The 12,344-nt window shown below is 37.7% G+C and carries 10 protein-coding genes; 2 read left to right on the top strand and 8 right to left on the bottom strand.

Annotated features, from left to right (window positions below; genetic code table 11):
* Window positions 1-22: 22 nt before the first annotated feature.
* The 6 genes from NY607_RS21585 to NY607_RS21560 form a co-directional block, all read right to left on the bottom strand.
* Window positions 23-4,459, bottom strand: coding sequence for an InlB B-repeat-containing protein (locus NY607_RS21585; protein WP_259420345.1), 4,437 nt, complete (start codon window positions 4,457-4,459; stop codon window positions 23-25).
* 20 nt (window positions 4,460-4,479) lie between these two features.
* A complete protein-coding gene (locus tag NY607_RS21580; RefSeq protein WP_131522158.1) occupies window positions 4,480-5,106 on the bottom strand; it encodes a phage tail protein in 627 nt (208 codons plus the stop codon).
* A gap of 18 nt (window positions 5,107-5,124) precedes the next feature.
* Window positions 5,125-5,643: a GNAT family N-acetyltransferase gene (locus tag NY607_RS21575; protein ID WP_259420344.1), complete on the bottom strand. Its 519-nt coding sequence runs from the start codon at window positions 5,641-5,643 to the stop codon at window positions 5,125-5,127.
* A gap of 14 nt (window positions 5,644-5,657) precedes the next feature.
* Window positions 5,658-6,053 (bottom strand): hypothetical protein, encoded by a 396-nt coding sequence (locus tag NY607_RS21570; RefSeq protein ID WP_048390796.1) that lies wholly within the window; start codon window positions 6,051-6,053, stop codon window positions 5,658-5,660.
* A gap of 1 nt (window position 6,054) precedes the next feature.
* The gene (locus tag NY607_RS21565; protein WP_131522155.1) at window positions 6,055-7,203 is read right to left on the bottom strand and encodes a hypothetical protein; all 1,149 of its coding nucleotides are present in this window, start codon (window positions 7,201-7,203) and stop codon (window positions 6,055-6,057) included.
* Between the two features lie 276 nt (window positions 7,204-7,479).
* A complete protein-coding gene (locus NY607_RS21560; RefSeq protein WP_259420343.1) occupies window positions 7,480-8,532 on the bottom strand; it encodes a helix-turn-helix transcriptional regulator in 1,053 nt (350 codons plus the stop codon).
* A 601-nt stretch (window positions 8,533-9,133) separates the two neighbouring features.
* Here NY607_RS21560 and NY607_RS21555 point away from each other — a divergent pair.
* A complete protein-coding gene (locus NY607_RS21555) occupies window positions 9,134-9,838 on the top strand; it encodes a class I SAM-dependent methyltransferase (RefSeq protein WP_259420342.1) in 705 nt (234 codons plus the stop codon).
* Entirely contained in the window at window positions 9,835-10,878 is a 1,044-nt protein-coding gene (locus tag NY607_RS21550) for a saccharopine dehydrogenase family protein (protein ID WP_259420341.1), read from the top strand. The genes NY607_RS21555 and NY607_RS21550 overlap by 4 nt, the downstream gene beginning before the upstream one ends.
* A 52-nt stretch (window positions 10,879-10,930) precedes the next feature.
* Here NY607_RS21550 and NY607_RS21545 read toward each other — a convergent pair whose 3' ends face one another.
* Together NY607_RS21545 and NY607_RS21540 are read right to left on the bottom strand one after the other, a co-directional pair.
* Window positions 10,931-11,653: an amino acid ABC transporter ATP-binding protein gene (locus NY607_RS21545; RefSeq protein WP_054548544.1), complete on the bottom strand. Its 723-nt coding sequence runs from the start codon at window positions 11,651-11,653 to the stop codon at window positions 10,931-10,933.
* Window positions 11,646-12,305 (bottom strand): amino acid ABC transporter permease, encoded by a 660-nt coding sequence (locus NY607_RS21540; RefSeq protein ID WP_131522151.1) that lies wholly within the window; start codon window positions 12,303-12,305, stop codon window positions 11,646-11,648. The genes NY607_RS21545 and NY607_RS21540 overlap by 8 nt, the downstream gene beginning before the upstream one ends.
* Between the last annotated feature and the right edge of the window lie 39 nt (window positions 12,306-12,344).

Raw genomic sequence — 12,344 nt, 5'->3', positions numbered from 1 at the left:
AATCGCGTACCCTCTTTTTTGGTTATTTTTTTGCGGCTTCTTGAATCTCATAAAATGCCCAATGGTGTTTTGGAACATCTTTAAATAATGGTGTTTGATCTTCAATGAGGACTTGACGTTCAAACAGTCGATTTAGTACCTTCACTGCTTGTGCACGTGTTAACAATCCATCTGGATTGAATGTATCTGCTGTTATTCCTGTCATAATTTCCGCTGCATTGACAGTATCAATTGCTTTTGCTGCCCAATGATGGACGCTCACATCTTTGAATGCTGCACTTTGTGAGGTTGGTGGACAGAAATCTGCATCAGGACGTTCTACACATTGCTGTTCTATCCAGCGCGCAGCCACTGTAGCCATCTGTGCACGTGTAATCAAGCCGTTTGGATTAAAGTTAGTTGCTGTAACCCCTTTAAACAGACCCTTCTCCTTCGCAAATTCGATTGCATCTTTAGCATCGTGTTGGAATGTATCTGTATAGGTTGCCTTTGCTTGCGGAATGGCATTACCTGTTAATTGACGAGCAAACATACTTGCCATCTGTGCCCTTGTAACAGGTGCATTTGGACGGAAGGTACCATCTGGATAGCCTTGAATGTAAGGTAGATGTGTAACACCCTCAGTAGTTGGTTCCTTCACTTCTTCTTCCTTCTCTAGTAAGTAGAGAATGGAGAAGGTGGAGAACTTATTCACCTCAAACTGTAAACCTGTTATTCCCTTTTGATATTCTACACTCTTCCCACGCACAACTTCTTTTGTGCCATCACTATGCTCGATAAAGATCGCCAAATTGGCAAGTTGTTCATCTGTTAAATCTGTAGGCAATGGCAATGTTAATTTAACAGGACGGCTTTGCATATTGGTTTCAATGGTCATTGGGCGACCAAGCAACTCAACAACCGCATTTCCTGCCAACTGCTGTACAACCCTTTCCTTTTTAGCTTGTTCTTTAATATCCAATTGATCAGCCAGCCCTTTTATAGGGACAAGTCGGAAATAGAGATTATCATTAAACGTTTCCAACGAAGTTTTCGGCACTTCAATTCTAACGTTATCGGTAACAATTTCGAGATGGACTGCTCCATTTTGCAGAAGTGACAGCACATTTTTCGGAATGGACACCTGGACTTGATTTACTTGATCCTTCTCATCTGGAATGATAATCCTTGCTTTATCATTCCCTTGTTCCTTTAATTTCCTAATTGTCTCTGTTGCGCTCTGGGCCGTTAATGTCACTTCATCGTTTATAGTGTTATCTACATTTTTTTTTCGTTTTATTGTTGTTTTAGAAACTAGGTCGCCATCACCAGACTCAACATCTACCACAATTTCCTCTACATTGGTTGAAGGTGTTGATGCACCAGAATCAGGATTCGCTGAAGGATCGGTATTACCGCCACCTGTATCATTACTAATCCATTTTGCATAGATTACTGTGCTAGCTGTAATTGCAGTATCAAATTTAAATGGTGTTGTATAGGCATTATTTGTATACCAGCCAACAAATGTATAGCCGGCTTTCGTTGGCTCAATCGTAGGCTGACTTGCTTTTTTACCATGTTCTACCGTTTGATTTGAGATAGCACTACCGCCGTCGACATCAAAACTCACTGTATACATCACAGGATTCCATTTTGCATAGATGGTTGTGCTCTCGGTAATGGCACTATTAAAATCATATGATGTTGTATAAGCATTACTTGTATACCAGCCACCGAATATATAGCCCGCTTTCGTTGGCTTTTGGGCTGGCTGACTTGCTTTTTTCCCATGCTCCACCGTTTGATTTGAGACTGCACTTCCTCCGTTGACATCAAAACTCACCGTATACGTTATTGGTATCCATTTTGCGTATATCGTTGTGTGCTTAGTAATGGCACTATTAAAATCATATGGTGTTGTATAGGTAGTACTCGTATACCAGCCACCGAATGTATGTCCCGCCTTGGTTGGAGGCGGTGGCTCCGTCGCCTTCTCACCATGAGCTATTGTTTGTGAAGCAACCGTACTTCCTCCGTCTACATTAAAGCTCACTGTATGTGTCACAGGACTCCATTTGGCATAAATCGTTGTGTCTCCTGTTATCGCAGTATCAAAATTAAAGGGTGTATTTCCCGTACTGCTTGGGTACCAGCCACCGAATGTATGTCCCGCCTTGGTTGGGGGCGGTGGCTCCGTTGCTTTCTCTCCATGAGCTATTGTTTGTGAAGCAACCGCACTTCCTCCGTCTACATTAAAGCTCACTGTATGCGTTACTGTCACAGGACTCCATTTGGCATAGACGATTGTGTCTCCTGTTATCGCAGTATCAAAATTAAAGGGTGTATTTCCCGTACTGCTTGGGTACCAGCCACCGAATGTATGACCCGCCTTGGTTGGGGGCGGTGGCTCCGTCGCTTTCTCTCCATGAGCTATTGTTTGTGAAGCAACCGCACTTCCTCCGTCTACATTAAAGCTCACTGTATGTGTCACAGGATTCCATTTGGCATAAATCGTTGTGTCTCCTGTTATCCCAGTATCAAAATTAAAGGGTGTATTTCCCGTACTGCTTGGGTACCAGCCACCGAATGTATGTCCCGCCTTGGTTGGAGGCGGTGGCTCCGTCGCCTTCTCTCCATGAGCTATTGTTTGTGAAGCAACCGCACTTCCTCCGTCTACATTAAAGCTCACTGTATGTGTCACAGGATTCCATTTGGCATAAATCGTTGTGTCTCCTGTTATCCCAGTATCAAAATTAAAGGGTGTATTTCCCGTACTGCTTGGGTACCAGCCACCGAATGTATGTCCCGCCTTGGTTGGGGGCGGTGGCTCCGTCGCCTTCTCTCCATGAGCTATTGTTTGTGAAGCAACCGCACTTCCTCCTTCTACATTAAAGCTCACTGTATGCGTTACTGTCACAGGACTCCATTTGGCATAGACGATTGTGTCCCCCGTTATGGCCGTATTAAAACTAAATGGCGTATCCCCTACACTGCTTGTGTACCAGCCACCGAATGTATGTCCCGCCTTGGTTGGGGGCGGTGGCTCCGTCGCCTTCTCTCCATGAGCTATTGTTTGTGAAGCAACCGTACTTCCTCCGTCTACATTAAAGCTCACTGTATGCGTTACTGTCACAGGAATCCATTTGGCATAAACGATTGTGTCTCCTGTTATGGCCGTATTAAAACTAAATGGCGTATCCCCTACACTGCTTGGGTACCAGCCACCGAATGTATGTCCCGCCTTGGTTGGGGGCGGTGGCTCCGTCGCCTTCTCTCCATGAGCTATTGTTTGTGAAGCAACCGCACTTCCTCCGTCTACATTAAAGCTCACTGTATGCGTTACTGTCACAGGACTCCATTTGGCATAAATCGTTGTGTCTCCTGTTATCGCAGTATCAAAATTAAAGGGTGTATTTCCCGTACTGCTTGGGTACCAGCCACCGAATGTATGTCCCGCCTTGGTTGGAGGCGGTGGCTCCGTTGCTTTTTCTCCATGAACTATTGTTTGTGCTGGGACTGTACTTCCTCCGTCTACCTCAAAGCTTACAGAATATGCTTTAAGTGTAGTTACATTCACCATAGTATAGGCTGTTTTATTTCCTGCTGCATCCTTCACTATGATGTTAAAATAGTAGGTTGTATTTTGTAATAAATCAGGTATATCAAATGTTGCGATATCCTTTGAATAGTTTCCTAAAGCAATGCCATTTGTCTCTATATGACTAACTGTATCAATATTGTTACTTGTAGATTGATAAACTTGATACTCTAAATCTTCTGTAGAAGTAATATTATCTGTTGCTTTTAGCCAGTTTAATCTCACGCTATTATTACTATTATTCTTAACAAGAATAGATGGATTGCTTATTTCTGGAGGTATTAAATCTTCTATACTCGTAACTGGTGCACTTACATCCAAATGATAAATCCTCACAAATATATCTGCAACTCCATCTGTTCTACTAATTCTAATTTCATCGATATTTTGCCATGGTTCTCCCGTTAATGGAACTTCAATTTTTTTAAAAGGCATGTACTGATTTATAACTACAGCTCCGCTAACAAATGTATTATCTCTATATCCTTCTATTTTGAGTTCTACAATTTCATTAACCGCACTTTCTAATCGTAATGAGTTTAGCTTAAAATTTCCTTTAATAGACTTAATAGAAGCTGTAGTAACAATACCAGGGTAACCCGACATCCCTAAACTCTTATCAGTTGGATAAAAATCGTCAATATCATTGTTACTATTATTTGAATCATCAAAAGTACCATCAATTTTTAATAATGCAAATTTCCAATCTCCTATAATACGGGGATTTGTTCCCACGCCGTCACTAGATTCAAAATCCTCGCTTGATGGAAATGTAGTTGCTGAAACTCTTGGAACCTCTACAATTGTCATCGAAGAAAGATTTAGTACCATCATACAAATGCACAGAATGCCTATCTTTAACCTAGAAAATATTTTCATCATAACACGCCCCTAAATTACTAAGGTCTCGGTGGATATAGTCCTTCGATACAAATAATATAGTTCACTGCTAAATAAGGTTGGCGATTATCAAATGAAGTACCACTACCTGTCTCTCCTATTATCCCACTAATTGATACATCACCAGTTACCGGGGCATCAAAGGACTTTAGAGTGCCGTTTGAAGTATTCTTACTATAAATATTAGCGTCCCTGCCATTAGAAATGCCTTTTCCGAGGGTACTGTTATCATCTGGAATATTAGTCGTACCATCATTATTTACAACTGGAATAGCCACACTAGCACTAGCGTTTTTAAGGATACCACCTGCGCTACTAAAAAGATGATTGTGTCTTGGTAAATTATTTATACTTAAAGTCGTCTGCTCTGTACCACCCTTACTACCATTCGAATAAGATGATATTCCTGCATCTCTTTGTCCCCCCATATCGGCACCTACTGGAACACGGCCATTAAGGTTGGGCAAATTAAAAACCGTTTTTCCATCCCCTCCGTATTGAAATCCAATCACTGCATACAAAGCTTGGTATTGATTAATTTGTAATTGTTGTCCATTACAAAATAACCATCCTCTTGGGGCATATGTTCCTGCCCAAGGTAAAATTACACCTATAAATGCTTCCATAAATATCTCTCCTTAAGTTTATTTTCTCCAGTACATATCAAATGTTGCTTCTTTATCCATGACAATCTTAAACCCTAGCTTTTTATATAACTGATAGGCAGCTATATTAAATTTAGCCACTTCAAGTTCTATGCCCTTCATATAATGAGTTGCTTCCTTCATCATAGATTGAATAATATACTTCCCAATACCTTTGCTTCTCCACGTATGAAGGAATCCTATCCAAATTAATCGATAGTCTGTATTTGTTTTATCAATGGTATATCTCCCGATTGGCTTCCCTTTATATTGAACAATTATCTTTTCTGCCCTCGGGAACATCTTCTTAGTTTGCACATCATCTAATTCATATTGTTGTTGTACAATACTTTTCCTTACATTTTCATCCTCTATATAGGATAACTCCATTCGTGATTCTTCAAATATTCGATATAATACCGCTTGGTCTTCCTTTGTAGCGAGACGTAAGCTTATTTCATCAAAATTTATCGAATTATCAGAAAAATTAGATGTAATTCCTTTCATATTTATCACCATACAATCAATTACTCTTAGGAGTTCTTATTTGTAACAATGATGGAACGCACAAAGTTATGCCCTTTTTCCGGTAGTTTTTCCCAACTATCTATATGAAATTGATGATCAGCCAAGCATTCAGCTCTATTTTGACTTTTTTGCGGTACGTCTAATGATAACGAGATGGTACCATAGGATTTTTCACCTGGCGGTACCTTATCTCGCCAAGAGCACGAACATTCATAGCCATTAGGCCCTGTTGAAGCCTTAATTCCTAAAGCCTGAATAGTTGTATTAGGCGGAACATTCATAGGCTCTTTGCCCTCAATATCCTCTGTATTCCAAATACCCCAAGTTCTCTCCTTATGAAAAACTTCTAATTCACGATCTGTTGCATTTGTTATCATTAACGAAAAAGTCCAAGTTGCCATTTTAATTCTCCCCTCCTGTTGTTACTTTTATCTTTGCATTATCCATAACATCGAATTCATGTGTACGGTTCAAAATTGCGTAATCCCATTCGGATGCTCCGATTAAGGTTGTCACATTTTCTTTATCAGTTCGATATAAAAGAATCATCTTACTAAAAATCCAAGGTATAACATCCATATCTTTATCGTTTGGTGCTTCAAATTCTCTATCAATTGACTTTCTTTCTGTTTGTTGTTGTTCTGTAGTCACAGAATTTAATATATTAAACTTCGCTCTTAATTCCGTCTGTAATTCTTGCTCAACACTCGCCTTCACTATCTTATCTTCAGAAACTGAAGCTTTTTCCGAAAATTTCAGTGCGGTTTCAATCGTGCTAACCTTTTCTATTACTTTTTTACTTGTAGTCGATATAAATCGTTCATCTTTTACTTTTATTTTTCCTCTTCTAGTGACAGTTTCAATTTTTGAAGCATCTGCTCTTATGCAAGTAACCTCAACAGAAAAATAATCATTAACTTCACGCTTTTTTAAATAAAGGCTATCAAAATCTACATCATTAACCCCATCCCAAAGTTTTTTCGAAATTTTAAATATAGATGTTTTAAATATTGCTTTCTTTTCAAAGTTAACTCCGCTAGGAATATACTGATTTAGATCAATAGTTTCTACATTCTCAACAACTTTTAATGAGTCTATTTTGGACCAATCTGTATATAAACTATTAGGTACTTCCTTTTTTCTAATCCTGTCCATCTTATTCGAAATCTGTATATCTCGAACAAAGTTATGTCCATCATGAGTAATACCCTTCCATCCATTCACTTCAAAATACCCATTCGCTCTGCAAGTTGCTTCATTGGGATTGTTATATGGCACATTAACATAAAGGCTTACTACACCATATGGTTCCAGCATATTCCCTTCATAATTCTTGTTATTATCCTTCCATGAACAAGAAAATTCGTAACCATTCGGACCAAAGGCAGATTTGACCCCAACGGCCTGTATTGTTTGTCCTGCTTTAATTGATTGGGGTGCTTTATCCTCTTCACCATTTGTATTCCAGTATCCCCAGTGCAATTGTGATTCCACCAATTCTAAATCTCGATCTGTGTCATTTGTAACGTTTAAACTAAATGTCCATGCCATAGCTTGGTACCTCCGATTAAAATATTTTAATATTCAGAAATCAATTTATATAAAAATAATTCTTATTACCTAATAAAAAATCTAAATGTCATATTTTTTAGTTCTTTATAACTTTTTTTCATTATATTATAGGTCCATAGATTCCGCTATGAGTTTATTCCATTTTTTAGGTTAATTTTTCTTAACCTTTTAACTTCTAATCAGAAATCTACTGATTAAAATGCTAATAAACAAAAGAATCTGCTAGAGAGCTAGCAGATTCTTTTGTTCAACTTATTAATCTAATTGGAAGCGGCAGAAGATCTTCCATACTAGCTCATTCCGATTTGAGACATTTACTTTTTGAAAAATTACCTTTAAATGATCTTGTACCGTGTAGGTTGAAATATCAAGATTATAAGCAATCTCTTTTGTAGGAATCCCTTTAATAACTTCAAATACTACTTCCTTTTCTCTAGGGGTAAGATTATAGGCCGTTATTAAGAAATTGAGCATTTCTCTTGATGATGCTTCATTTATTAATAAAGCAATTTGCTGTTCTTTTTGGCTCGTCAGCAAAAGTGATGCCCGAATAGCGATATAGCCTGTATCTTTGATAGGTACTATTAAAGAAGTATTTGAATTGTAATTGTCAGCAAGTAGTTTTGCGCAGATAGCTTGAATAGGCTTAGGAACTTGAATTTCTGCTAAACTTTCATACTTTCTTAAAATGGATAGCAATTCACAAGCTTTGGTATTACTTGAAAGAATTTTTAACCCTTTATCAAAAATAACAATGCCTTGTTCTCCTTCTACAGCTGGAATTCTCTCCTCAATAATATAATGATGGAACTTCTTTAATGATTCGCCCATAATTGGCATCAGTCTTTTTAAAAGCACTAGATCTTTATCTTTAAATAAAGACTGCTCATTTTTAGCTCTTTTGAAAAGTGTTAAAAAACCATAGCATTGTCCTTGGTAAGTTAATACGGCTCTTACTTCATCACTAAAACCATTGGGCATTAAAACTTCTCTATAGCGAAAGCTTCGACTTGAGGAATCACTTAACCTGCCTATGTTTTGCCCACTGTGCACTAAGAATCCATATTTATTTACATCTTCTGTCGTATATTCCAAATCCATAATTTCCTGATGAATCGCCTCTATTGATTGTTCAGTGACTGCTCCTACAGAAAAAAGTGTATGTGTATCCGTTAATGTACAGCAATACGCATCAAAATTTATATGTGTCCGTAGAGCTTCGATCATCAATTGGCGATATTCGAATGAATTTTTGCTGTGCTTTAAGCAATGGTCAGATTTTTGTTGCCAATATTGTGTTTCCTTCATAAACACCTACCTCCCCCCAGAAATATGGGATAGTTCTTTTTTTCTGAAAGTTTATAATTGAGAATAATTCTTAATTGAATTGTACAGAAGTTCAACAAGGAGGAATACTATTTTGAAGTAAATGTTTACTTTTTATTGTCTTGCTAGCTACTTCCGTTATTAGTGGCTGCTCAGAGAAATCTTCTCAAGCAATTGTGGGTGGTGAGAATTCAGATTAAAGCTACTATTAGTGCCCCTAACTCACCTGCTATTTTTCCAAGCATCCTGTTGGCAGAACAAAAGAGGATATTGAACTTATTACCTGGGAAACAGTAGATACCCTTTTAGCTCAAATACAAAAAACAAGCACAATTTATGGTACTTCCTCTTAATATGGGAGCTAATCTATATGCAAAAAGAGTGCCATTACAACTTATAGGAGGTTTAGCACATCAAACTATTTTCGTACCTAGTCAAGGTGGTCTACCAGATATTTTTATGGAATAGTCCACACAAATACTAGGTGACTTCACTAAACAATCATCAAAATGATTGCTTAAAGATGAAGAAATTGCTCTCAAAATCTTAACGCATAAAAATAAATTGTTTTGGAGGTATTTTAATGAATAGATCTATACATAGCTGGGACAGTCCTTCTGTCAACAATTATCAACAGTCCATTCGACAAAAAATCATAGGCTATGATCTTATTTATGACATGATGGTCAATATACTTCAGAATTTCACTCCTGCAAATAAATTTTTAGTGGTAGGTGCTGGAGGTGGACAGGAATTACTCACTTTAGGCAAATCATTTCCTTCTGCCCATTTCACAGCAGTCGATTCCTCAAAGGAAATGCTGGAGCTGGCTGCTAAACAAATTGAATCGCTACCACATCGACCTACTATTATGTGGGTTGAGAAGGATCTACTATCCTTAAGAGTAAATGAGGTCTTCGATGTAGTTAGTTGTCATTTGGTTTTGCATTTCATAGAAAGCCTTGATCAAAAGAAAACAATGCTTCAAAAGATTGCGGATAGCTTAAAAGAAAATGGAGTGTTATTTATTTCATCGATAAATGCTGATTTAACTTCACAAACATTCAAACATGAGCTTTGTTATTGGCGAAGCTCCATGCTTCATAACGGAATAGGTGAGGATCATTGGCAACGCTTTGAGCAATCCTTTAGCGTCACAACCCATCCGATTAATCTTGAATTGCTTATTAATTTACTGAAAGAGGCTGGCTTTACAACAATCCTTCCCTATTTTAAAACACATATGATTGACGCTTTAGTCGCTATTAAGGGAGAAACTACTATATGAAAAATGGGAATATCTTAATCATCGGAGGCTATGGTGAAGTGGGAGGGAAAATTGCAAAATTATTGTTGCAAAGCTATCCCAACAGAATATGGATTGCCGGAAGAAATATAGAAAAGGCTAAGGATTTCTGTGTCGAGCACAAAAACTTAGTAAGACCTCTTCAATTGGATGTGTCAGAAAAAGTGCATCCAGAGCAATTAGAAAATGTAGCACTGGTCATTATGTGTCTAGAGCAAAAGGATACTGCATTTGCACAGCTCTGCTTAAATGAAGGGATTATCTATATCGATATTACTGCAAGCTATACCTTCCTTAAAAAGTTAGAGGCACTCCACTCACTAGCTGTACAAAAACAATCTACAGCCATTTTTAGTGTTGGTATGGCTCCAGGATTGACCAACTTAATGGCCATGCATGCTGCAAGGCAATTATCCTCCCTCGAGAAGATGCATATTTCCATCTTACTTGGGGCAGGCGATACACATGGCACTGCGGCAATTCTTTGGATATTACAACAATTAAATAAACCCTTTAGTAGCTACAACAATCAGAAGGTTGCTAATTTTACTAATAAGAGAACCGTGAAATTTAAAAAGATTGGGAAACGAAGTGTGTATCAATTTAATTTCTCTGACCAGCATACATTAACAAAGCATTTCCCTTCTATTCCTATCGTCACAAGATTAGGCTTTGATGTTGAGCCACTCAATAAATTCGTATCCTTTTTACAAAAGAGTAGAATTGCTTACTTATTAAAATTTAACCGTATACAAATCTTGCTCGCTTCACTTATTCAAAAATTTAAAATTGGTTCTGATGTGTGTGGCATACAAATTGAAGCCATTGGGAAAAAACATCATAAAGAAGTAATATTTACATTAGACTTTCTTGATCGCGATGAATCTCTCGTAACAGCGAAAGTAGCAGCATTTATAGCTAAAGAATTTCTTAACAATAAACATCCAGCAGGAGCCTATCATATTGAGGAATTATTTACATTAGACACCTTACAGACTCAATTTGATATGTCCCTTCAATAAAAAAGGCATTTAGCTCTCATCTAAACGGAGAAGCTAAATGCCTGTTGTTTTTTTATAAGACCTTCTCTAAAAAATCCTTTGCACGCTGTGTTGATGGCGCTGAAAAAAACTGTTCTGGAGGAGCATCCTCAATGAGCTTGCCGCCATCAAGGAAAAGAATACGATCAGCAACCTCACGAGCAAAGCCCATCTCATGTGTCACAATCAACATGGTCATCCCAGAATCTGCGAGGTTTTTCATAACAGCCAATACCTCTTTAACCATTTCAGGGTCAAGTGCCGATGTAGGCTCATCAAATAATATAACTTTAGGGTCCATGGCAAGTGCTCGCGCAATAGCAACACGTTGCTTTTGTCCTCCCGATAAACGATTTGGATATTCTAGACGCTTCTCAAACAGACCTACTTTCTTTAGTAACTCTTCTGCTTTGTTGATAGCTGTAGCCTTATCCAAACCCTTCACATTGATTGGCGCATATGTTAAATTTTCAAGCACAGTTTTATGAGGGAAAAGATGAAAATGCTGAAATACCATACCTACTTCTTCACGTATTTTCATTATATTTGTCCCTTTATCTGTCAGGACATCCCCTGCAATCGTTACCTTCCCACTTGTCGGAGTTTCTAATAAATTTAAGCAACGAAGAAATGTCGATTTACCTGATCCTGAAGGTCCGATAATAGCAATTACTTCTTTTTCTTTAACTTCAGTTGATATACCCTTTAGTACTTCATTCTGCCCATAAGATTTGTGTAAATCTTCTATTTTAATCACTTTTTCTCATTCCTTTCTCGATTCGTTTACCAAGGAACGTTAAAACAAGCGTCATAATGTAATAGATTATCCCTGCAAAAAGTAATGGCTCAAGATAACGGTATGTCGAACCTCCTACAATATAGGCACGACGCATAATATCTAATGCACTGATTACTGTCACAACTGCTGTTTCTTTATTTAATGTAATAAATTCATTTACTAAGGATGGTAAAATATTTTTTACTGCTTGCGGAATAATAATATCCTTCATCATTTTTGCATATGGAATACCCAATGCTTGTGCAGCTTCCATTTGTCCTTTATCAACTGCATTGATACCAGCACGGATAATCTCCGAAATATATGCACCTGAATTTAAACCAAAGGCAATAATAGCTGTTGGTATAGGCTCAATTTGGATATCTAGTAATTGCGGTACTGCATAATAAATAATTAGTAATTGTAATACAAGAGGTGTACCGCGGAAAATCGACGTATAGAAATCAGCAAACCAACGTAAAAAATTCACTTTACCAATTTTACATAATGCTAAAAGTATACCTACGATAAAACCAATGATGGATGCACCAATTGCAATTTGAAGTGTAACACCTATCCCTTTTAAAATATAAGGAATAGAGGGAACGATAGCTGTAAAATCTAAATTCACAGCGCTCCCTCCTTTCTTTTTCATCATGATGAGCTTTGT

This window comes from Lysinibacillus sp. A4, assembly GCF_024919535.1.
Taxonomy (GTDB): Bacteria; Bacillota; Bacilli; order Bacillales_A; family Planococcaceae; genus Lysinibacillus; species Lysinibacillus capsici.
Note: the sequence above shows the minus strand (reverse complement) of the source record. Positions and strands in the feature narration are given on the sequence as shown.